The organism is Bordetella genomosp. 9 (assembly GCF_002119725.1).
In the GTDB taxonomy this organism is placed as follows: Bacteria; Pseudomonadota; Gammaproteobacteria; order Burkholderiales; family Burkholderiaceae_B; genus Bordetella_C.
This window is the reverse complement of the sequence record NZ_CP021109.1, coordinates 3090777-3113813: the sequence shown is the minus strand read 5'-3', so window position 1 is coordinate 3113813 and position 23037 is coordinate 3090777. Positions and strand designations below refer to the sequence as shown.

Genomic DNA, 23037 nt, shown 5'->3' with positions numbered 1-23037 from the left:
AGGATGTGCCATGCCGCCTCTGCGCAGCCGCCCGTTGTTCGACACCGCCGAAGGCCGGCGCCTGCTTGAAGCCGGTTCGGTGCCGTGGCGGCGCTGGGGCCCGTACCTGAGCGAACGCCAATGGGGAACGGTGCGCGAAGACTACAGCGAATACGGCACGGCGTGGGACTACTTCCCGCACGACCACGCGCGCAGCCGCGCCTACCGCTGGGGCGAGGACGGCCTGGCCGGGTTCGGGGACGACCGGCTGCGCTGGTGCCTGGGGCTGGCCCTTTGGAACGGACGGGACCCCATCATCAAGGAACGCCTGTTCGGCCTGACCAATGCCCAGGGCAACCATGGCGAAGACGTCAAGGAACTGTACTTTTACCTCGACGCCACGCCGACGCACTCCTATATGCGGATGCTTTACCGCTATCCGATCGCAGCCTTCCCTTATGACGATCTGGTGGCGGAGAACGCACGCCGCGGGACGGACCAACCCGAATACGAAATCCTCGATACCGGCGTGTTCGACGATCAGCGTTATTTCGACGTGACGGTGGAATATGCCAAGCAAGCGCCGGACGATATCGTCATGCGCGTTACCGTGGAGAACCGCGCGGCCGAGGCCGCCAGCCTGCACGTCATGCCGCAGCTGTGGGCGCGCAACACCTGGTCATGGGACGGCGTGTCGCCCAAGCCGTCGCTGCGGCTGGCCGCCGAGCCGCAAGGCGAGGCGATACTGGCGCGTCATCCCGCCTACGAGCCCATGGTGGCCAGCGCTGTTGCCGCCGCGCCGGTGCAATGGCTGTTCTGCGAGAACGAAACGAACATCGAGCGCCTGTTCGGCAACCCAGGGGCCGGGCCATTCAAGGACGGCATCAACGATTACCTCGTGCACGGGCGGGACGATGCCATCCGGCGCGACGCCGGCACCCGGGTGGCGGCGCACAGCGTCATGCACCTGGGCCCGGGCGGGCGTGGGGTCATGAGCTTCCGGTTCCGGCCCGAGGCGCGCCGCGATCCGGCGGCGTTGGACATCGATGCGCTGATTGCCCGGCGCCGGGCCGAAGCCGATGATTTCTACGCTTGCCTGCAGCAGGAAATCGAGGATCCGGACGCCCGTCTGGTACAGCGCCAGGCGCTGGCCGGCCTGCTCTGGTCCAAACAGTATTACGAGTTCGATGTGACCCGCTGGCTGGACGGCGATGCGGCCCAGCCCGCGCCGCCTGGGCGGCGGCGCCGCGGCCGCAATGCGGACTGGCGGCACCTGTGCAATGGGGACGTGGTTTCCATGCCCGACAAATGGGAGTATCCCTGGTACGCCTCATGGGATCTGGCCTTCCAGGCTGCCGCGCTGGCCCTGGTCGATCCGGCATTCGCCAAGAATCAGTTGCTGCTGCTGGTCAAGGACCGCTATCAGCACCCCAACGGCCAATTGCCCGCTTATGAATGGGCTTTCGGCGACGGCAATCCGCCCGTGCATGCCTGGGCGGCATGGCGGGTCTACGAAATCGACCGGGCCTGGACCGGCGAACCGGACCACGAATTCCTCAAGCTGGTTTTCCACAAGCTGCTGCTGAATTTCGGCTGGTGGGTCAACCGGCGCGATGCCGACGGGCGCAACATCTTCCAGGGCGGCTTCCTGGGCCTGGACAACGTCGGCATCTTCGACCGCTCCGCGCCCTTGCCCACGGGCGGACACATCGATCAGGCCGACGGCACGGCATGGATGGCCGCCTACGCCCTGGACATGATGCGCATCGCCCTGGAGCTGGCGACGGTGGATGGGGCTTTCGTCGATATGGCGGTGAAGTTCTTCGAACACTTCCTGTACATCGCCGAAGCCGTCAACAGCGGGGATGAATGCGAAACCGGCCTGTGGGACGAAGAAGACGAATTTTTCTACGACGCCCTGCACCTGCCCGGGCAACGGGCCGTGCCGATGCGCATACGCTCCATCGTCGGCCTGATCCCGCTGTTCGCCGTGCACGTGCTGGAAGAGCATGTCCATGGCCGCCTGCCGGGTTTCAAGGAAAGACTGCGCTGGTTCCTGCATCACCGCCCGGACCTGGCCAAGCTGGTGTCGCGCTGGAACGAACCGGGCAAGGGCAATGCCGCGCTGCTGTCTCTGCTGCGCGGCCATCGCATGAAAGCGCTGCTGCGCCGGGCGCTGGATGAAAGCGAATTCCTGTCGCCGTATGGGGTGCGGGGACTGTCGCGCTACCATCGGGAGCATCCCTATGTGCTGCGGCACAACGGAGACAGTTTTTCCATCCGCTATGTGCCGGGCGAATCGGAATCGCGGGTCTTTGGCGGCAACTCCAACTGGCGCGGGCCGGTATGGCTGCCGGTCAACTATCTTCTGATCGAATCGCTCTACGAGTTCCACCGGTATTACGGCGAAGACTTCCGGGTGGAATACCCCACGGGCTCCGGGCGCCGTTATTCGCTGCGCGAGATCGCCGAAGCGCTGGCGGGACGCGTGACGACGCTGTTTCTCAGGAACGCCGATGGCGAACGACCGTCCATGGCCGGCTACGCCCAATTGCAGGCGGACCCGGCGTCGCGCGATTACGTGCTCTTCCATGAGTTTTTTCATGGCGACACGGGCCGCGGCCTGGGGGCTTCACACCAGACAGGATGGACGGCCCTGGTTGCGCTGCTGATGCAGCCACGCCAGCAGGGAAGCAGCGGCATTGTGCCCGCCCTGGAGTCCGCAGAATCGCGGCAGGCGCAGGAAGAGGCCGCCGCAGCGCTGGCCCGCGCCGGCGCGCAGGCGATCAAGTAGGGCCGTCGTATGCAGCCGGCGGCGTGCGGCCTTTACGGGTCCTGCGCGTCGTCGGGCGGGTCCGGCAACAGCCCGCGCTGCGCGAGCGCTTCGTGTATGCGGGCCAGCCGTTGACCGGGGTCGGGCATCAGAAGCAGTTCCGCCTTTTCCGCCATGGACAGCGGCAGCAGCTCGCTCCAGCGGTCCGCCACCCAGCCGCATTCGTCCAGGCGGAAGGGCGGCGACAGGGGCATCAGCGCGGGCGGCGTGCCGCGCTGCTGCAGATCCGCGATAAGGGCGCCCAGCGCGTCAGCGCCGGCTTGCAGCGGGGCTGGGATGGGAACGGGTTCGTCATCGTCCAGGATTTCCGCTTCGCCCTGCCACAGGCCGTACTTCCCTTCGCGGGCCGACAGGAGCCGAAAGCGGCGGGTGCCGAGGCACACAACCTGCAGCAGGCCGGGCATTGGCGCGGAGGATTCCACGATGCGGGCGAGCGTGCCCGCATCGGCCAGAACTTCATGGCCCTGCGGCGTGCGGACCTCCCGGCCCGCCAGCAGGGGGACGACGCCGAAGGAACTGCCGTTGGCAATGCATTTCCTGATCATGTCCAGGTAGCGGACCTCGAACACGCGCAGATGCATGATGCCGTCCGGGAACAGGGCATTGCCGAGCGGGAAGAGGGGGATCGTGCACGAAGCGGCCATGCGGCATGATGGCACAATTGGCCATTGCGCGTTGCGCTTCGCCCGTCGTCCCGCCCGTTTTTCGGTTCCCTTCGCCGCCAAGCCATACGACACACGATCCGGATGATTTCCACCCGTACGCCGATGCCCGCGCGCCGCGGCGCCGTTCGCTTATCCAGGCTGGTATTGATTGCCGCGCTCGGGTTCTGGTTCCTGATGGCAGGGCGGGCCGCTGCCGCCGAGCCGGTCTTGCCGTCGTCCAACGACTCACAGTTGCCCCGCATCGGGTCCAAGCGGTTCACGGAGTCGTACATCCTGGCGCAGCTGCTCGCCCAGCAGGTGCAGCGGCGCACGGGGCGAATGCCCGCGGTATCCCAGGGGCTCGGCAATACCGCCATCGTTTATCAGGCGCTGCAGGCCGGCAGCATCGACCTGTATCCCGAGTACGCCGGCACGATTGCCCTGGAGATCCTGAAGCGCGACCGTTCGCTGCCGCTGGAAGAAATGCGGCCCGCGCTGCGCGAACTGGGGCTGGGCGTGGATATTCCGTTCGGCTTCAACGACGGGTACGCGCTGGCCATGCGCGCCGCGGATGCGGAGCGGCTGGGTATTCGCAACCTGAGCGACCTGGCCCGCCACCCGGAGCTGCGGCTTGGCCTGACGAGCGAGTTCATCGGGCGCGCCGATGGCTGGCGCGGGCTGGCGGCGCGCTATGGGCTGACCCAGAAGCCCACCGGCCTGGACCACGGCCTGGCCTACGACGCCATCCAGAAGGGGCAGGTGGATGTCATCGATATCTACACCACCGATGCCAAGATCGACGCGCTGAAGCTGCGCACCCTGGCCGACGACCGCACTTACTTTCCCCGGTATGACGCGGTGGTGCTGTACCGGCTCGATGTGCCGCAGCGCTTTCCGCAGGCCTGGGCGGCGATGCGCGAGCTCGCCGGGACGATCGACGAGCAGGCCATGATCGCCATGAACGCCAGGGCGGAACTGGAGGGCGTGCCGTTCGACATCATTGCCCGCGACCGCTTGGCCGCGGCGGCGGCGCCGCCCGGCGCCAAGCCGGAAAACGGCGGCTTGGCCCAGACAGGGGAAACCTACGGTTTCTGGCGCAAATTGACAGGGCCGGACCTGGGGCGGCTGGCGCTGCAGCATCTGCTGCTGGTTTCCATCGCTGTGGCAATTGCCGTGGTCGTGGCGGTGCCGGCGGGTGTCATCGTCTATGGGCGCAGGCGGCTGCGTGCCGTGGTCCTGGGCATGACCGGTCTGTTGCAGACGGTGCCGTCGCTCGCCATGCTGGCCGTGTTGATTTCACTCACCGGACGCATCGGCGCCGTGCCCGCCCTGGCGGCGCTGACGCTATATGCGCTGCTGCCCGTCATGCGCAATACCTGCGCGGGCCTGGACGAAGTGTCGCCGGGCATGCGCATGGCAGCCACCGCGCTCGGTATGACGGCGGCCCAGCGCATGACGCTGATCGAGCTGCCGCTGGCCCGCGCCACCATCGTGGCGGGCGTGCGCACCGCGACCTCGATCTCCATCGGCACGGCCACCATTGCGGCGTTCATCGGCGCCGGCGGCTTCGGTGAACGGATTGTCACTGGCCTGGCCCTGAACGACCGCCAAATGCTGCTTGCGGGGGCGCTGCCGGCCGCCGCGATGGCGCTGGTCAGCGAAGTGCTGTTCGAAGCGCTGGAATGGCGCCTGCGGCTGCGCAGCGGCCGAAACGCCGTACGGCCGGCGTAGCAGGCGCCGCGGCGCGCATCGCGGCGGCCGGCACCTCAAGGCCGGCACCTCAAGGCCTATTCCGCCTTGGCGCCCATTTGCTTGACCAGCGCGCTCCACTTCTGCTGCTCCCTGCGCGTGAATTCGCCGAAGGCCTGCGGCGTGCCGCCGACAGGGTCGGCGCCTTCGGCCGTCATCTTGTCCTTCAGGCTGGGCAGCGCCTCGTTCACCGCACGGTTCAGCGTCGCCACGATGTCGGCCGGGGTTCCCTTGGGTGCGAACATGCCGAACCAGGATCCGGCCTCGAAACCGGGAAAGCCGCTTTCCGCGATGGTCGGGATTTCCGGCATGGACGCTGAGCGGTTGCGGCTGCTGACCGCGATGGCGCGCAGCTTGCCCGCCTTGATCTGGCCGATCACCGAGGGAATGGTCGCGAACATGAACTGCACCCTGCCGCTGAGCAGGTCGTTCAGCGCGTCGGCACCCTTGTACGGGATGTGCGTGGCCTGCACGCCGATCTTCTGCATCAGCAGGTAGCTGGCCAGGTGCGACGACGTGCCGATGCCCGTCGAGCTGTAATTCAGTTTCCCGGAGTGCGCCTTCGCGTAGGACACGAACTCCGCGACGTTGTGCACGGGCGCTTCCGGCGGCACCACCAGCACGTTGGGCACGTCGGCGAATTGCACCACGGGCACCAGATCGGCCAGCGGATCGTAGTCGAGCTTGTTCAGGCTGCTGTTCACGGCGATGGGGCCGACCGAATCCGCCAGCAGGGTATAGCCGTCCGCCGGCGCGCGCACCACGTATTCCGTGCCGATGTTGCCGCCCGCGCCGGGGCGGTTTTCCACGATGAAGGACTGCTTGAGCGACTCCGCCAGCTTGTTGGCGATGGCGCGCGTCAGGATATCCGTGGTGCCGCCGGCGGTGAATGCCACCACGACCTTGACAGGTTTGTCGGGATACGCCGCGGTGGCGGGGGACGCCATCGTGGCGCTGGCGACAAGCGCCACCAGTGCCGCGAGCGTGCGTTTGAGGCCGTTTCCGGGTCGCCGGGTTGCGTCGTCCCTGCCGAGGCGCGTGCCGGGCGCGGCGTCATGCTTTCCGGGCCTGCCATGCGCTGCCGTAGCGGTGGTGAGTGCCGTGGTCATGTCTCCTCCTTGTCGTGTCATATGGCGTCTGCGCTTGACGCAAGCCGCAAGGCCGTCGGGCCGGTGCGGCGGCACGCAATACGCGTTGCCCGCCGCGCAGGCGGGCCTTCCGATCATACGCTCCGGCGATCTTTCGCAACTGGTACAGTTAAAGGACCCTTTACGCTCCGGATGGAATCCGTGGATACACAACCCGACGCTCATCTCGTTGAAAAACCGCTCAAGCAGGAAACCCTGTTCGAGGGCAGCTTTCTGCGCGCGCGCCGCGACACCGTGCTGTTGCCCAACGGGCATACTTCGACCCGCGAATACATCGTTCATCCCGGCGCTGTTGTGGTCGTGCCGATGCTGGACGACGGCCGCGTCCTGATGGTGCGGCAGTACCGCTATCCAATCGGCCGCGTCATGCTGGAATTTCCGGCCGGCAAGCTGGACCCGGGCGAAGACCCGCTGGAATGCGGACAGCGTGAACTGCTGGAGGAAACCGGCTACAACGGTGGCGAGTGGGCGCACGCGGGCGCCATGCACGTGGCCATCGCGTATTCCACGGAAATCATTCATATCTTCTTCGCGCGCGGCTTGGTTGCCGGGCAGGCGCGCACGGATGCCGACGAGTTCGTCGACCTGCATCCCATGGCGGTCGAAGACCTGTATGCCGCCTGCCGCGATGGAGAAGTCACCGATTCCAAGACGCTCGCCTGCACGCTGTGGTTGCGCAATGTGCTGAGCGGCGCATGGGAGCTGACATGGAAACCGGCGAGCTGAACGACCCTTATGGCCTGCAGCGCTTCGTGCAGGCGCAGGATCCCGTGTTCGACGCCGTCTGCCGCGAGCTCGCCGAGGGCCGGAAACGCAGCCACTGGATGTGGTTCGTTTTTCCGCAGATCCAGGGGCTGGGCCGCAGCGAGATGGCGCGCCGCTACGGGATCTCATGCCTGGACGAGGCGCGGGCGTATTTGAGGCATCCTGTCCTGGGCGAGCGCCTGCGTCACGCCTGCTCGCTGGTGGCGCGGGCGCCGGCCGGCACTGCCGCGGACATCTTCGGTCCCACCGACGCGGTCAAGTTCCGATCCTGCCTGACGCTGTTCACCTGGGCCGCCCCGGAAGAAACCATTTTCCGCGAATGCCTGGACCGGTTTTTCCAGGGCCAGGCCGATCCTTTGACGCTGTCGCGGCTGTAGCGGCGGCCCGGCCCATGGCCGGCCCGGCGCCGGGTGATTGCGGCCTCGCGCGGCGGCGCTGGCTTCTCCCTATGGCAAACTTGCGCCTCCAATCGACGAGAGGCCCCACGCATGCGCATGAAAAAGCTCCGTTTGACGTTTCCCTTGCTGATCGCGCTGGCCGGCGCCCCGGCATTCGGCCAAACGGGCGCTCCCGCGGCGCCGCCGACGTTGATGCGCGAACATGCCGAAAGGGAAGCGTTCATCGACGACCTGATGAAGCGCATGACGGTCGACGAAAAAATCGGCCAGCTCCGCTTGCTGAGCGTGCCCGCCGGCGCGAACCCCGACAAGCCGCGCCTCATCGCCGAGATCCGCGACGGCAAGGTGGGCGCCATCTTCAATACGGTCACACCCAAGGACATCCGCGTGCTGCAGGACGCGGCCATGCAAAGCCGCCTGAAGATACCCCTGTTCTTCGCCTATGACGTGATCCATGGCCAGCGTACGATCTTCCCCATCGGCCTTGGCCTGGCCTCCACCTGGAACCTGGACGCCATCCGCAAAGTGGGGCGCATTTCCGCCATCGAAGCCAGCGCCGACGGCCTGGACGTGACCTGGTCGCCCATGGTCGATATCTCGCGCGATCCGCGCTGGGGCCGCAATTCGGAGGGCTTCGGCGAAGACACCTACCTGACCTCGCGCATGGGCGCCGAACTGGTCAAGGCCTATCAAGGCGATGATCCGACCGCGCCGGGGAGCATCCTGGCGGTGGTCAAGCACTTCGCCGCCTATGGCGCCATCGAAGGCGGCCGCGACTACAACAGTGTGGACATGAGTCTGCAGCGCCTGTACCAGGATTATCTGCCGCCTTACAAGGCCGCCCTGGACGCGGGCGCGGCGGGCGTCATGATCGCGCTGAACGCGTTGAACGGCGTGCCGGCGACAGCGGACAAGTGGCTGCTGCAGGACGTGTTGCGCAAGCAGTGGGGCTTCAAGGGCATCACCATCAGCGATCACGGCGCCATCCTGGAAATGATCAGGCACGGCGTGGCGGCGGACGGCCGCGACGCGGCCAGGCTCGCGATCACGGCGGGCGCCGACATGAGCATGAGCGACAGCATCTACGGCGAAAACCTGCGTCCGCTGCTGGACGAAGGGCGCATATCTGTCGCGGACATCGATCGCGCCGCGCGGGATGTGCTGCGCGTCAAGTACGACCTGGGCCTGTTCCGCGATGCGTATCGCCATATCGGTCCGCCGGAAAACGATCCGCCGGACGTCAATGCCGAAAGCCGCCTGCATCGCGCCGATGCCCGCGAGGTTGCGCGCGAAAGCCTGGTCCTGCTGAAGAACGAGGGGAAGGTGCTGCCGTTGAAGAAGCAGGGCGCCATCGCGGTGGTCGGGCCGCTCGCCAAGAGCCAGCGCGACGTCATGGGCAACTGGTCGGCGGCGGGACGGCCGGAGCAGGCCGTGTCGGTCTACCAGGGCATCGCCGATGCGGTCGCCGGCAAGGCCAGCCTGCTTTATGCCAAGGGGGCGAACGTCACCGACGATCCGGAAATCGTCAAATACCTGAACCTGTACGAGCAGGACGTCGAGGTCGATCCCCGGCCCCCGCAGCAGCTGATCGAGGAAGCGGTGCAGGCGGCGCGCCAGGCCGACGTGGTCGTGGCCGTGGTGGGCGAATCGCAGGGCATGGCGCACGAGGCGTCCAGCCGGACGGATATCGTCATCCCCGAAAGCCAGGCGCGCTTGTTGAAGGCCCTGAAGGCCGCGGGCAAACCGCTGGTCGTGGTGCTGATGAACGGCCGGCCGCTTTCGCTGGTCTGGGAAAACGAAAATGCGGACGCCATGCTGGAAACCTGGTTCGCCGGAACGGAAGGCGGCAACGCCATCGCCGACGTGCTTTTCGGCGACTACAACCCGTCCGGCAAGCTGCCCATGACCTTTCCGCGTTCCGTGGGGCAGATCCCGCTTTACTACAACCATCTGAACACCGGGCGGCCCTTCGACCCGGAACATCCCGACAAATACACGTCGCGCTATTTCGACGCGCCGAACGGACCGCTCTTCCCATTCGGCTACGGCCTCAGCTATACGACTTTCAGCGTGTCGGACGTGACGCTGTCCGCGCCCACCATGCCGCGCGGCGGCAAGGTGCAGGCCAGCGTGACCGTGCGCAACACCGGGGACCGCGATGGCGCCACCGTGGTGCAGCTTTACATCCAGGACCCTGTCGCTTCCATCAGCCGCCCCGTAAAGGAGCTCAAGCACTTCCAGAAGATTGCGCTGAAGGCGGGGGAGTCGCGCAAGGTGGTATTCGATATCGACGAAAACGACCTGAGCTTCTTCAATGCGCAACTGCGCTACGGCGCCGAGCCGGGCCTGTTCAACGTGTACGTCGGGCTGGACTCGCAGGACGTCAAGCAGGCCAGCTTCACGTTGCGGTAGCAGGTGCGCCCGGCCCGGGGCCGGGTCTGGAGGACGGGCGGCAACGCCCGCCGCGCCGCCCTGGCATGCCTTAGCGGATCAGGTTCATGAACTCCGCCCGTGTGGCGGCGTTTTCGTGGAACTCGCCCAGCATGACCGACGTCACCATGGACGAGTTCTGTTTTTCGACGCCCCGCATCATCATGCACATGTGCTGCGCCTCGATGACGACCGCCACGCCTGCCGCACCCGTGACGGACTGAATGGCTTCGGCGATCTGCCGGCTGAGATTCTCCTGGATCTGCAGGCGCCGGGCGTACATATCGACGATGCGCGCCACTTTGGACAATCCGAGCACTTTGCCATTGGGCAGGTAGGCCACGTGCGCCTTGCCGATGAAGGGCAGGATGTGGTGCTCGCAGAGCGAATACAGCTCGATATTCTTGACCAGGACGATTTCCTTGGTGTCGGACGTGAACAGCGCGCCGTTGACGATCTCCTCCAGATTCTGTTCGTAGCCCCGGCACAAATACCGCATGGCCTTGGCGGCCCGCAAGGGCGTGTCGCGCAAGCCTTCCCGAGTCGGGTCCTCGCCCAGTTGTTTCAGGATGGCGGTGTAGTGTTCTTCGAGCGACATGATGATGAACCTGCTTAGGAGTCCGGCGCTGGCGCCCCGGGCGGTCTGACGAAGCCGATACGATAACAGCGGCGGCAGGCCCCCGGCTATCTGCACGGCGGCGCCGGCGCTGTCACTCCCCCTGGCGCCGGCAGGGCCGCAACATCATGGCCGCCTTGCCGGCGGCGCGGGCGGCGGGCGGCTCAGCGCGCCGTATCGAGCCGCGGCGCGACGCACGCCGCGGCGCCGGGCGGCGGCACCGCCCGCGGGCCGAGCAGGGCGCGCGCGCCGCATACCGAGCCGAAAATGCCGCCCTCGCTATGCCCGATGCCCACGACTTCGTGCGCGTCGTGCCGGTTGTGAGCCAGGTCCGGCAGCCAGGCTTCGTAACGCAGGTAGGCGCGTCCACGGGCCAGCCGCGTGGCGCCCTGCGCCTCCGCCGCGCAGTGCTTGTCCAGCGAGCGGGTTTCGGGGTCGGTGTCCGCATCGCCCAACAGATAGGTGACGTTTCGGCCGGCGTAGCGGGACGCGAGCCGGGCCGGATTCTTTATGCGCCATTCCTGCGGCAAGCGATCCAGCCCGTAGCGGTAATCATTGAAGTCGGGACACAGGCCGGGATTGTAGGGACCGAAGCCGCCACCCGCCCGCGGCCGGTCCTTTGTGAAGTAAAGGTAGGAAGAGGGGTTGGCGATGACGTAGCGCAGGGTCACGCCCCGCCCGGCCAGGCTTTCGTCGATGTCGTTCAGGACGGCGTAGCGCTGGATCATCTGCCCGCCCGCGGAGTGCCCGGCCAGCACGATATCGCGCAGCTCCGGCATCATGCGGCGGTCCGTCAGCCAGTGCAGCAGGTCGGTAAGGACATCGAACGATCCGATGGGGGCCGCGCGTCCCGGCGCCTTCACGCTTTCGCCGCCGGAAATCCAGCGCTGGCGGTACCACGCCGGCATCTGTTCGAAGCCGCGATCCAGAGTGCCGGGAAACTTGGGCGCCATGACCAGCGTATCGCCCAGCGCAGCGGGGGTCAGCCATAGCAGCCCTGCCGCCGTTTCGTAATAGCGGTCGGCATCTCGCTGCGTCCCATGCACGATGACGACGACATGCCGGATGTCCTTCAGTTTGCCGGCGGTCAATGCGCGGCTGGCGTAGACCGGGAAGGGGTATGGGCGCGCGGATGGGCCCAATTGCAGGGCTTGCCACGGCGGCGCGCCGATGCGCGGGGGACCGTTCGTGTCCTGCGCCCGGACCGGCGCGGCCGCGCAGAGCGCGAGCAGAAGGCAAAAGAACAGGCGCATGACTGCGGACGGCGTGGTTGATGGGGAGTGTCGGCGGATATGCCGGGGATTGTAGGGCGGCATGCGTGGCAATCCGCTGAACGAGGGTCACGCGATTGCGGGCGCGGCCCAGTACGCAGGGTCGGCGTAGGCTTCGCGCAGCATGTCCACGAAGGCCCGCACGCGCGCCGGGATGTGCTTGCGTTCGGGCAGGACCGCGTATATGCCATTGGGTGGGGCGCGGTACTCGTCCAGCACCGTCTCCAGGCGCCCGCTTTCCAGATCCTGCCGGACCTCCCACATCGACCGCCAGGCCAGCCCGCATCCGGCCAGCGTCCACTGATGCAGCACGCTGCCGTCGCTGCATTCCAGCCGGCCCGACACGCGATAGGCCGCGACCTGGCCGTTCACCCGGAACAGCCATCCGCGCGGCTGGTTGCCCTGGCTTCCGAAAGACAGGCAATGGTGGTTCGCCAGGTCCGCCGGTACGCGCGGCGTGCCGTGACGGCGCAAATAGGCAGGAGCGGCCACCACGACGCGCTGATTGTCGGCCAGGCGCACGGCCACCATGCCGGAATTGCCCAGGTCGCCGATGCGCACGGCGCAGTCGTAGCGCTCCTCTATCAGGTCGGCCAGGCGGTCGCTGAGGTCCAGGGTGACGCCGACGTCCGGATAGCGCTCGGCGTAGCCGGGCAGCAGGGGGGCGACGTGGCGGCGCCCGAACCCGGCCGGGGCGGTGACGCGGAGCAGGCCGGTGGGACGCGCGCTGCCCTGGGCGACCAGGCTTTCCGATTCGTTCAGGTCGCGCAGGATGCGCTGGGCGTCCTCGAGCAGGGCGCTGCCCTCGGCCGTCAGGGAAATGCGGCGGGTCGACCGCACCAATAGCTTCACGCCCAGCCGGGACTCGAGGGCGTCGATCCGCCGGCCGATCATGGCGGGCGCGACGCCTTCGGCGCGGGCTGCCGCCGACAGGCTGCCCAGGCTCGCGACGTCGACGAAGGTTTGAAGTTGCTTGAACCGGTCCATGTCAGGGCGCACCGCCGCGGCGCCGGTCAGGCGCCGGCGCAACCGCCGGCGAACTGGCCAACCCCTGGGGCGGACTGCAGCTTTTATAAAAAATAAAAGATGAATCTACTTTTATATCCTTTTTTATTCAAACTCCTCTCCGTACACTGGCGCTCACAGGTTTTTTTCCGGAGACATCCATGAGCCTCACTCTGCCCGCCGGCGTCGCCATCGACGCACCCATCGAGCCTGGGTTCGAAACCGTGCTGACGCACGACGCCCTGGCCCTGGTGGCCGACCTGCATCGCACCTTCGAAGCGCGTCGGCAAGAGCTGCTGGCGGCCCGGGCTGCGCGCGCCAAGCGTCTGGACACCGGCGAGAAGCCGGATTTTCTGCCCGAAACCCGCCATATCCGCGAGGGTGACTGGACCATCGCACCGCTGCCGGCGGACCTGCAGTGCCGCCGGGTCGAGATCACTGGCCCGGTGGACCGCAAGATGGTCATCAACGCCCTGAATTCGGGCGCCGACAGCTACATGACGGACTTCGAGGATTCGAACACCCCGAACTGGCGCAACCAGATCGCCGGCCAGATCAACCTGATGGATGCGGTGCGGCGAACGATCCGGCTGGAGCAGGGCGGCAAGACCTACCAGTTGAACGAAAAAACGGCCGTGCTGCTGGTGCGCCCGCGCGGCTGGCACCTGGATGAAAAGCACGTCACGGTCGACGGCAAGCGGGTGTCCGGCGGCATCTTCGACTTCGCGCTGTACTTCTTCCACAACGCGAAGGAGCTGCTGGCGCGCGGCAGCGGCCCCTACTTCTACCTGCCCAAGATGGAAAGCCATCTGGAGGCGCGTCTGTGGAACGACATTTTCGTCCACACGCAAAAGGCGCTGGGAATCCCGCAGGGCACCATCAAGGCCACCGTGCTGGTCGAAACCATCCTGGCGGCCTTCGAGATGGACGAAATCCTGTACGAGCTGCGCGAGCATAGCGCCGGCCTGAATGCCGGCCGCTGGGACTACATCTTCAGCTGCATCAAGAAGTTCAAGGTGGAGCGCGACTTCTGCCTGGCCGATCGCGCCCGCGTCACGATGACATCGCCTTTCATGCGGGCGTACGCGCTGTTGCTGCTCAAGACCTGCCACCGCCGCAACGCCCCGGCCATCGGCGGCATGAGCGCGCTGATCCCGATCAAGAGCGATCCGGTTAAGAACGAGCAGGCCATGGCGGGCATCCGCGCCGACAAGGCGCGCGACGCCACGGACGGCTACGACGGCGGCTGGGTGGCCCACCCTGGCCTGGTTTCCGTCGCCATGGAGGAGTTCGTCAAGGTGCTCGGCGACGCGCCCAACCAGATCGGCAAGCAGCGTCCGGACGTGCAGGTCGCCGCGGCGGACCTGTTGAACTTCCAGCCGGAGGCGCCGATCACCGAAACGGGTCTGCGCATGAATATCAACGTGGGCATCCACTACCTGGGATCATGGCTGGACGGCAACGGCTGCGTTCCCATTCACAATCTGATGGAGGACGCGGCCACCGCGGAGATTTCCCGGTCCCAGGTCTGGCAGTGGATCCGCTCGCCCAAGGGCGTGCTGGAAGACGGCCGCAAAGTGACGGCGGACCTGGTGCGCGCCCTGATTCCCGAAGAGCTGGCCAAGGTGCACGAGGTGGCCGGGCCCAGCAAGGCGTACGACCGTGCCGCCGAAATCTTCGAAACGATGAGCACGCAGGACGCCTTCGCCGAGTTCCTGACGCTGCCCCTGTACGAAGAAGTCTGAAGCGATGCCCAATACCCCTGCATGCGCAGGGGTATTGAAAATCCGGTGAGCGGCCGCATTTGAGGGACATCGAGCCGGCCAGGTGGCCAAGGCTCCAACCCTACAAACCGACCCATTATGCGATTCGACAAGCTCACCACCAAGTTCCAGCAGGCCTTGGCTGATGCGCAGAGCCTGGCCGCGCGAAACGACCATCCGTACATCGAGCCCCTGCACGTTCTTTCCGCGCTGATCTCCGATCCGGACAGCGGCGCGTCCAGCCTTCTGGCGCGCGCCGGCGTCGCCGTCAACCGGCTGCCATCGGCCATCGACACGGCGTTGAAGTCCCTGCCGCAGGTGCAGGGCGAAAGCAACGTGCAGATCAGCCGCGATCTGCAGAACGTCCTGACGCGCACCGACAAGGAGGCGTCGCGCCGGGGCGACACCTATATCGCCAGCGAACTCTTCCTGCTGGCCCTGGCCGACGACAAGGGCGATGCCGGCCGCATCCTGCGCGATGCCGGCTTGCAGAAAAAGGCACTGGAAGCCGCCATCGACGCCGTGCGCGGCGGCGAGGCGGTGCAGGGCGCGGAAGACGAATCGAACCGCCAGGCGCTGTCGAAGTACACCCTGGACCTGACCGAGCGCGCCCGCCAGGGCAAGCTCGACCCGGTCATCGGGCGCGACGACGAAATCCGCCGGACCATCCAGATCCTGCAGCGCCGCACCAAGAACAATCCCGTCCTGATCGGGGAACCGGGCGTGGGCAAGACCGCCATCGTGGAAGGACTGGCGCAGCGCATCGTCAACGACGAAGTGCCGGAGTCGCTGCGCGGCAAGCGCGTCCTGTCGCTGGATATGGCCGCGCTGCTGGCTGGCGCCAAGTTCCGCGGTGAGTTCGAGGAACGGCTCAAAGCCGTGCTGAAGGAGCTGGCCCAGGACGATGGCAGCAACATCGTCTTCATCGACGAATTGCACACCATGGTGGGCGCGGGCAAGGCCGAAGGGGCGATCGACGCGGGCAATATGCTCAAGCCCGCGCTGGCGCGCGGCGAGCTCCACTGCATCGGCGCCACCACGCTGGACGAGTACCGCAAGTACATCGAGAAGGATGCCGCCCTGGAGCGCCGTTTCCAGAAGGTGCTGGTGGACGAGCCCGATGTGGAGTCCACCATTGCCATCCTGCGCGGCTTGCAGGAGCGCTATGAATTGCACCACGGCGTGGAGATTACCGACCCGGCCATCGTGGCCGCCGCCGAGCTGTCGCACCGCTACATCACCGACCGCTTCCTGCCGGACAAAGCGATCGACCTCATCGACGAGGCGGCCGCGCGCATCCGCATGGAAATCGATTCCAAGCCCGAGGTGATGGACCGCCTGGACCGGCGCATCATCCAGTTGAAGATCGAGCGCGAAGCGGTGAAGAAGGAATCCGACGAGGCGTCCAAGCGCCGGCTCGGCGTGATCGAGGACGAACTCGAAAAGCTGCAGCGCGAGTACAACGACTACGAGGAAATCTGGAAGGCGGAAAAGGCCGCCGTGCAGGGCAGCCAGGCCATCAAGGAAGAAATCGACCAGGTGCGCGCCGAGATGGCCGAGCTGCAGCGCAAGGGCCAGTTCGACAAGCTGGCCGAGTTGCAGTACGGCCGCCTGCCGGAGCTGGAAGCGCGCCTGCGCACCGCTGAAAAGGGCGCGGAACAGGCCGAAAGCGGCGACCGTCCGCGGCTGCTGCGCACCCAGGTGGGCGCAGAGGAAATCGCCGAAGTCGTCTCCCGCGCCACCGGTATTCCCGTGTCCAAGATGATGCAGGGCGAGCGCGAGAAGCTGCTGCACATGGAGGAATTCCTGCATCGCCGCGTGGTGGGGCAGGATGAGGCCGTGCGCCTGGTTTCCGACGCCATCCGGCGGTCGCGCGCGGGGCTTTCCGATCCCTCGCGGCCCTATGGCTCGTTCCTGTTCCTGGGGCCCACGGGCGTCGGCAAGACGGAGCTGACCCGTGCACTGGCGGACTTCCTGTTCGATTCGGAAGAACACATGATCCGCATCGACATGAGCGAGTTCATGGAGAAGCATTCCGTGGCCCGCCTGATCGGCGCCCCGCCGGGATACGTGGGTTACGAGGAAGGCGGTTACCTGACCGAAGCCGTGCGGCGCAAGCCCTACAGCGTGGTCCTGCTCGATGAAATCGAGAAGGCGCACCCCGACGTGTTCAACGTGCTGCTGCAGGTGCTGGACGACGGACGCCTGACGGACGGGCAGGGCCGCACGGTGGATTTCCGCAACACGGTCATCGTGATGACGTCCAACCTGGGCTCCCAGCATATCCAGACCATGGCGGGCAAGCCGTACGAGGTGGTGAAGGAAGTCGTGTGGGACGAGTTGAAGCAGGCCTTCCGCCCGGAGTTTTTGAACCGTATCGACGAAGTGGTGGTGTTCCACGGGCTGGAATCGCAGCACATCGAATCGATCGCGCGCATCCAGCTCAAGCGGCTGGCCGAGCGGCTGGAGAAGCAGGAAATGCGTCTGGAAGTCTCGGATGCGGCGCTGGCGGAGATCGCGCGCGTCGGCTTCGATCCGGTGTTCGGCGCGCGTCCGCTGAAGCGGGCCATCCAGCAGCAGATCGAGAACCCGGTGGCCAAGCTGATACTCGAAGGCCGCTTCGGGCCGCGCGATGTGGTGCCGGTGGATCTGCGCGACGGCAAGCTGGTGTTCGAGCGCACGCTGCAGTAAGGCGGACGCCTTCGTTGGAAGCGGAGGCGACGGCGGGGGCTGCTGTCTTGGGGCGGCAGCCCCCGCTTTTTCATTCGCGGGGATGGTTCCGGACGCATGCTTCCGCACGGTCCCGGAATGGGCGCGGCTGGTCAGATGACCAGTTCGATCAGGAAAGGACCCTTGCGGCGATTCGCGGTGGCGAACAGGTCGGCGAACTTCTCCATGGTGTCCGCCTGTGCGGCCTCGACGCCCATGCCGTTGGCCATCTTCACCCAGTCCAGCGTCGGGCGCGTCAGGTCCAGCATGTCCAGGGCGGTCTGTCCGGCGGCTGCGCCCACGCCCTGCAGTTCGCCCAGCAGGATGGCGTATTTGCGATTGGCCAGGATCACCGTGGTCACGTCCAGTCCTTCGCGGGCCTGCGTCCATAGCGCTTGCAAGGTGTACATGGCCGAGCCGTCGGCCTGCAGGGAAACGATGCGCCGTCCCGGCGCGCCGATCGCCGCGCCGGTGGCCAGCGGCAGGCCGTTGCCGATGGCGCCGCCCGATATCTGCAGCCAGTCGTGCGGCACGGTGTTGGTCGTGCCTGGAAAAAAGGCGCGTCCGAAGCTCACGCCTTCATCGACGATCACGGCATGCTCCGGCAGCAGCGCCGATACGGTCTGCGCGACGGCCTCCGACGTAACGGCGCCACGGGCCGGTTCGGTGGCCACGCGCTGCGCGACCGGCGCGTCCTCGGTGGCCCCCAGCGCCTCCGCCAGGCGGGACAGCGCGTCCAGCGGGTCCTGTTCCTCGCGCGCCAGCACATGGATCTGGCAGTCCGATGGGTACATGACGGACGGCTTGTCGGGGTAGGCGAAAAAGGCGACTGGCGCTTTCGCACCGACCAGAATCAGGTGCTTCGTGCCTTTCAGCGCGGCGACCGCCGGCTCCACCGCATAGGGCAGACGCGTGACCGGATAACGGCCGGCGCCGCGCTCCACGCGCCGGTTCGAAGTCGGCGCGAAGACGCGCGCGCCGGTCTTGTGGGCGATGCGTCCGGCCGCCGCCAACGGCGCTTCGCGCAAGGCCGCGTTGCCGACGAACAGTACCGCCGGTTCACCGGCGCGCAGCACGCGTGCAATGGCGGCGACTGCGCTTTCGTCGACCCGTCCCGGCGCGGGCGGTGCCAGCGGTTCGGCCACGATCCCGCCCGGATTCCAGCACGTATCGGACGGGGCGATCAGCGTGGCGATCTGGCCCGGCGCCGTACGCGCCGCCTGGACGGCCACGGCCGCATCGCGGCCGATGGTGGCGGCATCGGTGGCCGTGCGGGTCCATGCCGAGACGGGCCGCGCCCAGCCTTCGGTATCGGCCGTCAGCGGCGCGTCGAGCGGACGATGATGGGTGGCCTGGTCGCCCACGATATTGACGATGGCAGAATTGGCGCGCCGCGCGTTGTGCAGGTTCGCCAGCCCGTTGGCCAGACCGGGGCCGCAATGCAGCAGCGTCGCGGCCGGCTTGTCCGCCATGCGCGCGTATCCGTCGGCGGCGCCCGTGACCACGCCTTCGGCCAGCGCGAGCACGCAACGCATGCCCGGAATCCGGTCCAGCGCCGAGACGAAATGCATTTCGCTCGTGCCCGGGTTGGCAAAGCAGGTGTCGATGCCGCTTTTCAACAGCGTATGGACCAGACTCTCGGCGCCGTTCATGGTTTCCTCGTGATGCGGGGTGGCGTGGCAACAATGAGCAGCAAGTGTACGCTCGCGCGTCCGGCGGCGGTCCTGCGGAAAACGCGGCTTGAAAAAAGACGCCCCCGCTGTATGGGCGGGGGCGTCCCAAGGCCGGAATGGGGAATCAGCGATTGCCGGCGGCGTCGGCGTCGCTCAGCGATTCGTCGTTGATCAAGCCTTCCCTGCCGTAGAACTTCACGCCGATATGGATGCGGTCGCGCCCCTGGGCCCGGCGATGGCGATTGGTATCGCGCAGGGAATACACGCAGCCGCAGTACTCCTGCTGGTAGAAGTTCTCGCGCTTGCTGATCTCGATCATGCGCTGGGAGCCGCCGCCCTTGCGCCAGTTGTATGTCCAGTAGATCAGATCGGGATACCGTGCGGCCGCCCGCACGCCGCATCCGTTGATCTGGTTCATGTCCTTCCAGCGCGAGATTCCGAGCGAGCTGGTGATGGTGTCGAAACCGTGTTCGTGCGCGTACAGCGCCGTACGCTCGAAGCGCATGTCGAAACAGGCGGTGCAACGGATGCCGCGTTCGGGCTCATTCTCCATGCCCTTGACCCGCTCGAACCAGTTGTCCATGTCGTAGTCGGCATCGATGAATTCGATGCCGTGCTTCTCCGCAAAGCGGATGTTCTCCTGCTTGCGGATCTCGTATTCCTTCACCGGATGGATGTTCGGGTTGTAGAAATAGATCGAGTAATCGATGCCGGAAGCATGCATGGCTTCCATCACCTCGCCCGAACACGGCGCGCAGCACGAGTGCAGCAGCACTTTGCGGCGGCCTTCGGGCAGTTCCAGCTTGGGGCGGACGAATTCGGACATGGCGGTACGGCAAAAGCGGGGATGAAGGATCGGCGGCCGGCCTTGCGCGGCCTGGCGGCGCGGTTGACCGATAAGGATGATCGGACGGCCGGTTGCGAACATTATATTGCCGCGTCGGCATGCGCCGTTCCCGGGCGGCGCGCCGAAACCGGCCGCCGGGCGGCGGTCCCGTGTCAACCGCCCAGCACCGCGTCCCACAACGCGCGCACCGCTTCGCGTTCCTGCGCCAGCGCATCCGGGTCCACGCGCGGTTTTTCCTGGCCCTGCAGGCGCAGCTTGTGCTGCGTCCGGCGCAGGGTGCGATAGGCATCCGCGGCGCGACTTGCCGCGCCGGCATCGATCAGACCCTCGCGCGCGGCGATGCCCAGCAGGGCGATGTTGCCCAGGTTGTCCAGCAGGGCGGGATGCGCCGCCGCCTGTGACAGCACCAGATATTGCGTCACGAACTCCACGTCCACCATGCCGCCGCGGTCGTGCTTCAAATCGAACTTGCCGGTGCGGTTGGGATGGCCGGCGCTGATTTTGTCGCGCATCGCCAGCACTTCCCGGCGCAGTTCCGCCGCATCGCGCGGACGCAGCAGTATTTCCCGCCGCACGGCTTCGAAGCGTTCGCCCACCGCGGGGTCGCCGGCGGCGAAGCGGGCCCGCGTCAGGGCCTGGTGTTCCCAAGGCCAGGCGTGCTTGCGCTGGTATTCCGCGAACCCGTCCACGGACGCGGCCAGCAAACCCGCTTCGCCATCCGGGCGCAGCCGCAGATCGATCTCGTACAGCCGGCCGGACGAGGTCATGGTCGAAAGCCACGAGGCCATGCGGCGTCCCAGTTTGGCGTAAAGCTCCGGCGCATCCTCGCGCGGGTCGTCGTACAGGAAGACCAGGTCCAGATCCGACGCGTAGCCCAGTTCCTTGCCGCCCAGCTTGCCGTACGCGATGACGGCGAAGCGCGGCGCCGTGCCGTCGCCCTTGTTCACCAGCGGCCAGACCCGGCGCAGCGTCTCGGCCAGCAGCATGTCGGCCAGGGCGGAAAGCTGGTCGGCCAGCTTTTCCACCGTCAGCTCGCCTTCCAGGTCCTGCGCCAGCAACTGGAAACTGGCCTGGCGCTGAACATCGCGCATCAGGTTCATCTGGCGCTCGACGTCGGGACTGCCGTCCGGCAGTTTGCAGGCATCCAGGTCCGCGGCCAGATGACGCGCCATCGCGGCGAAGTCCAGCGGTTCGAACAGCGTGCGCCAGTCGATCAGGCTGTCCAGCAGCAGCGGGTGCTGGGTCAGGTATTGCGCGGCCCAGGGGCTGGCGGCCATCATGCGTGCGATGCGGGCCAGGGTGTCCGGGTACTCTGCCAGCAGCGCCAGATAGGCGCTGCGCTGCGCGATTGCCTCGATCAGGTCGAACAGGCGGACGGCCGCCGCCGCTGGCGCCGGGGTGCGGGCGGCGGTACGAACCACCATGGGCAGAAGCGTATCGACGCGCCGCCGGCTGGCCTGAGGCAGGGTACGCAGGCGCGGACTCGACAGAAGCGAACGGGCGCGGCCCGCCAATTCGGGCGCATCTGCGCCGAACAGCGCGTGGATGTCGTCGGTGAGCAGGGTCTCCAGATCGGTATCCGCGCTGGCTGCGCCCGCGCCGCCCCCATGGGACGTTGCCCCGCCACCAGCGCCGGTCATGTGACCGGCGGAGCCGGCGGGGTGCGCGCCGCCTGGTCCCGCGCGCGAACCGGCGGCGTCGCCGCCTGCCGCAGCATCGCCTTCGCGCGCCGCGGATTCGCCGTCACCCATGCCGGCGAGGCGGAAGGCGTCGCGAAAGGTGGCCTCGACGAATTCGCGGTGCTCCGAGAGCGTACGTTCGAAAGCCTCCGGCGGCATGCCGAGTGCGGCCGCCAGCGCGGCGCGTTGCGCGGGGTCGGCCGGCAGCAGATGCGTCTGCTCGTCTTCGCGGTACTGCAGCGCATGCTCCACCCGGCGCAGGAACCGATAGGCGGCTTCGAGGCGGGCGGCGTCTCCGGCCGGTATGAGCCCGGCGTCGCGCTCGGCATGCAGGGCCGGAAGCAGGCCGCGCACTTGCAGGGCCGGCATGCGGCCGCCCCGGATCAATTGCGACAGCTGGACGATGAACTCGATTTCCCGGATGCCGCCTTCGCCCAGCTTGATGTTCAGCGTGCTGTCCATCCCGTTGCGCGCCAGTGCGCGGCGTTCCCAGTCCAGACGGATGCGTTCGCGCAACGCGCGCAGCGCCGCCAGCGCATCGAAGTCGAAGTACTTCCGGTAGACGAATGGCTGGCGCAGGCTTTCCATCTGGCGCAGATGCGTCTCGGGATCGCTGCCGGCGAACGCCCGTGCCGGCAGCGGGCGCGCCTTCAGCCACGCATAGCGCTCCCATTCCCGTCCCTGGCCCACCAGATAGTGTTCGAACGCGTCCAGGCTCCATGCAAGCGGGCCGCCGTCGCCATCGGGCCGCAGGCGCAGATCCGTGCGGAATACGTGGCCGTTGGCATCGCGTTCGGAAAGCACGGGCATCATGCGCTGCGTCAGACGCCCGTAGAACTCGTGGTTGCTCAGGCGCCGCGGCCCGGGCGTTTCGCCTTCCTCGCCATAAAGCATGACCAGGTCGATGTCCGAGGACACGTTCAATTCCTGTCCGCCCAGCTTGCCCATGCCCATGATCAGCATCTCCTGCGGGGCGCCGGTCACGGGATCGATCGGCGTGCCATGCACCGCCGCCAGCTCGGTGGCCACGCTGCGGTAGGCTTCGCACACGGCCAGGTCGGCCAGCGCGGTCATGGCTCCTACCACTTCTTCGAGGCTGGCGACGCCGGCAAGGTCCCGCACCATCAGCGCACAGAACACGCGCTCGCGCAGGCGTCGCAGCACCGCGCGGCAGTCCGCGACCGGCAGCGCCGTGGCGCCGTCGGCGCCGGCCAGCGCATCGCGCCAGCCTGCCAGTACGGCCGCCGTCACCGGTTGCGCGGTCCCTTCCTGGCGCAGCCAATCGTGCAGGTCCGGACGCGCGTCCAGGGTGCGCCGAAGGTGGCCGGACCAGGCGAGCGCGGTGTCGAACGCCGGCGGCGCCGCCGCGGCATCGCATGCGGCGGGACGGCATGGCGCGGCGGCGGGCGATGCCGGGCGCGACGGGTTCGGGAATGTGGACGGCGAAGCGGGAGGGGTCGACATAGACGGATAAAAGTTACGCAGACGCCATGAGTCATTTGGGGTATAAGGGGGACGATACTGCAAG

15 protein-coding genes are annotated in these 23037 nt (G+C 67.0%); 7 read left to right on the top strand and 8 right to left on the bottom strand.

The genetic code is table 11. The features are described 5' to 3' along the window. Nucleotides 1-10 precede the first annotated feature (10 nt). Nucleotides 11-2773: an MGH1-like glycoside hydrolase domain-containing protein gene (locus tag CAL13_RS14265; RefSeq protein ID WP_086072735.1), complete on the top strand. Its 2763-nt coding sequence runs from the start codon at nucleotides 11-13 to the stop codon at nucleotides 2771-2773. Nucleotides 2774-2805: 32 nt separating this feature from the next. Here the strand turns inward: CAL13_RS14265 and CAL13_RS14260 are convergent, their stop codons facing one another. Beyond that, nucleotides 2806-3456, bottom strand: coding sequence for an LON peptidase substrate-binding domain-containing protein (locus CAL13_RS14260; protein WP_086072734.1), 651 nt, complete (start codon nucleotides 3454-3456; stop codon nucleotides 2806-2808). 195 nt (nucleotides 3457-3651) lie between these two features. On the opposite strand from CAL13_RS14260, the gene CAL13_RS14255 reads away from it, so the two are divergent. Beyond that, the gene (locus CAL13_RS14255; RefSeq protein WP_198297976.1) at nucleotides 3652-5187 is read left to right on the top strand and encodes a glycine betaine ABC transporter substrate-binding protein; all 1536 of its coding nucleotides are present in this window, start codon (nucleotides 3652-3654) and stop codon (nucleotides 5185-5187) included. Nucleotides 5188-5243: 56 nt separating this feature from the next. On the opposite strand, the gene CAL13_RS14250 is transcribed toward CAL13_RS14255, so the two are convergent. Then, entirely contained in the window at nucleotides 5244-6152 is a 909-nt protein-coding gene (locus CAL13_RS14250) for a Bug family tripartite tricarboxylate transporter substrate binding protein (RefSeq protein WP_086059481.1), read from the bottom strand. Between the two features lie 333 nt (nucleotides 6153-6485). Here CAL13_RS14250 and CAL13_RS14245 point away from each other — a divergent pair, with 333 nt between their 5' ends. From CAL13_RS14245 to bglX, 3 genes are all read left to right on the top strand, one after another. Further along, complete coding sequence (locus CAL13_RS14245; RefSeq protein ID WP_086072733.1) at nucleotides 6486-7079, top strand: NUDIX domain-containing protein; 594 nt, start codon at nucleotides 6486-6488, stop codon at nucleotides 7077-7079. Then, entirely contained in the window at nucleotides 7061-7495 is a 435-nt protein-coding gene (locus CAL13_RS14240) for a DUF1810 domain-containing protein (protein WP_232462393.1), read from the top strand. Before CAL13_RS14245 ends, CAL13_RS14240 begins: the two co-directional genes overlap by 19 nt. Nucleotides 7496-7612: 117 nt before the next feature. Continuing rightward, complete coding sequence (gene bglX, locus CAL13_RS14235; RefSeq protein WP_086073660.1) at nucleotides 7613-9928, top strand: beta-glucosidase BglX; 2316 nt, start codon at nucleotides 7613-7615, stop codon at nucleotides 9926-9928. Between the two features lie 70 nt (nucleotides 9929-9998). Here bglX and folE read toward each other — a convergent pair whose 3' ends face one another. The 3 genes from folE to CAL13_RS14220 form a co-directional block, all read right to left on the bottom strand. Then, nucleotides 9999-10544 carry a GTP cyclohydrolase I FolE gene (folE, locus tag CAL13_RS14230; RefSeq protein WP_086057976.1) on the bottom strand — a complete coding sequence of 182 codons (546 nt, stop codon included), beginning with the start codon at nucleotides 10542-10544 and terminating at the stop codon, nucleotides 9999-10001. Nucleotides 10545-10726: 182 nt separating this feature from the next. Continuing rightward, nucleotides 10727-11815 carry an alpha/beta fold hydrolase gene (locus tag CAL13_RS14225; RefSeq protein WP_086072732.1) on the bottom strand — a complete coding sequence of 363 codons (1089 nt, stop codon included), beginning with the start codon at nucleotides 11813-11815 and terminating at the stop codon, nucleotides 10727-10729. A gap of 87 nt (nucleotides 11816-11902) precedes the next feature. Continuing rightward, nucleotides 11903-12820 (bottom strand): LysR family transcriptional regulator, encoded by a 918-nt coding sequence (locus tag CAL13_RS14220; protein WP_086059478.1) that lies wholly within the window; start codon nucleotides 12818-12820, stop codon nucleotides 11903-11905. Nucleotides 12821-12999: 179 nt separating this feature from the next. Between CAL13_RS14220 and aceB the strand changes: the two genes are divergently transcribed. Together aceB and clpB are read left to right on the top strand one after the other, a co-directional pair. Continuing rightward, on the top strand, nucleotides 13000-14583 hold the full coding sequence (aceB, locus tag CAL13_RS14215) for a malate synthase A (protein WP_086072731.1): 1584 nt from the start codon (nucleotides 13000-13002) through the stop codon (nucleotides 14581-14583). A 117-nt stretch (nucleotides 14584-14700) separates the two neighbouring features. Further along, complete coding sequence (gene clpB / locus CAL13_RS14210; protein WP_086057973.1) at nucleotides 14701-17292, top strand: ATP-dependent chaperone ClpB; 2592 nt, start codon at nucleotides 14701-14703, stop codon at nucleotides 17290-17292. Nucleotides 17293-17423: 131 nt separating this feature from the next. Here the strand turns inward: clpB and CAL13_RS14205 are convergent, their stop codons facing one another. From CAL13_RS14205 to glnE, 3 genes are all read right to left on the bottom strand, one after another. After that, nucleotides 17424-18962, bottom strand: coding sequence for an acetolactate synthase large subunit (locus tag CAL13_RS14205; protein ID WP_086057972.1), 1539 nt, complete (start codon nucleotides 18960-18962; stop codon nucleotides 17424-17426). Between the two features lie 145 nt (nucleotides 18963-19107). Further along, nucleotides 19108-19809, bottom strand: coding sequence for an epoxyqueuosine reductase QueH (locus CAL13_RS14200; protein ID WP_086073659.1), 702 nt, complete (start codon nucleotides 19807-19809; stop codon nucleotides 19108-19110). A gap of 173 nt (nucleotides 19810-19982) precedes the next feature. Beyond that, nucleotides 19983-22973 (bottom strand): bifunctional [glutamate--ammonia ligase]-adenylyl-L-tyrosine phosphorylase/[glutamate--ammonia-ligase] adenylyltransferase, encoded by a 2991-nt coding sequence (glnE, locus tag CAL13_RS14195; protein ID WP_086072730.1) that lies wholly within the window; start codon nucleotides 22971-22973, stop codon nucleotides 19983-19985. Nucleotides 22974-23037 lie beyond the last annotated feature (64 nt).

Bases quoted from the DNA above. Each gene is read 5' to 3' on its own strand.
- CAL13_RS14265 (WP_086072735.1), top strand. From the start codon at position 11: ATGCCGCCTCTGCGCAGCCGCCCGTTGTTCGACACCGCCGAAGGCCGG.
- CAL13_RS14260 (WP_086072734.1), bottom strand. From the start codon at position 3,456: ATGGCCGCTTCGTGCACGATCCCCCTCTTCCCGCTCGGCAATGCCCTG.
- CAL13_RS14255 (WP_198297976.1), top strand. From the start codon at position 3,652: ATGGCAGGGCGGGCCGCTGCCGCCGAGCCGGTCTTGCCGTCGTCCAAC.
- CAL13_RS14250 (WP_086059481.1), bottom strand. From the start codon at position 6,152: ATGGCGTCCCCCGCCACCGCGGCGTATCCCGACAAACCTGTCAAGGTC.
- CAL13_RS14245 (WP_086072733.1), top strand. From the start codon at position 6,486: ATGGAATCCGTGGATACACAACCCGACGCTCATCTCGTTGAAAAACCG.
- CAL13_RS14240 (WP_232462393.1), top strand. From the start codon at position 7,061: ATGGAAACCGGCGAGCTGAACGACCCTTATGGCCTGCAGCGCTTCGTG.
- bglX (WP_086073660.1), top strand. From the start codon at position 7,613: ATGAAAAAGCTCCGTTTGACGTTTCCCTTGCTGATCGCGCTGGCCGGC.
- folE (WP_086057976.1), bottom strand. From the start codon at position 10,544: ATGTCGCTCGAAGAACACTACACCGCCATCCTGAAACAACTGGGCGAG.
- CAL13_RS14225 (WP_086072732.1), bottom strand. From the start codon at position 11,815: ATGCGCCTGTTCTTTTGCCTTCTGCTCGCGCTCTGCGCGGCCGCGCCG.
- CAL13_RS14220 (WP_086059478.1), bottom strand. From the start codon at position 12,820: ATGGACCGGTTCAAGCAACTTCAAACCTTCGTCGACGTCGCGAGCCTG.
- aceB (WP_086072731.1), top strand. From the start codon at position 13,000: ATGAGCCTCACTCTGCCCGCCGGCGTCGCCATCGACGCACCCATCGAG.
- clpB (WP_086057973.1), top strand. From the start codon at position 14,701: ATGCGATTCGACAAGCTCACCACCAAGTTCCAGCAGGCCTTGGCTGAT.
- CAL13_RS14205 (WP_086057972.1), bottom strand. From the start codon at position 18,962: ATGAACGGCGCCGAGAGTCTGGTCCATACGCTGTTGAAAAGCGGCATC.
- CAL13_RS14200 (WP_086073659.1), bottom strand. From the start codon at position 19,809: ATGTCCGAATTCGTCCGCCCCAAGCTGGAACTGCCCGAAGGCCGCCGC.
- glnE (WP_086072730.1), bottom strand. From the start codon at position 22,973: ATGTCGACCCCTCCCGCTTCGCCGTCCACATTCCCGAACCCGTCGCGC.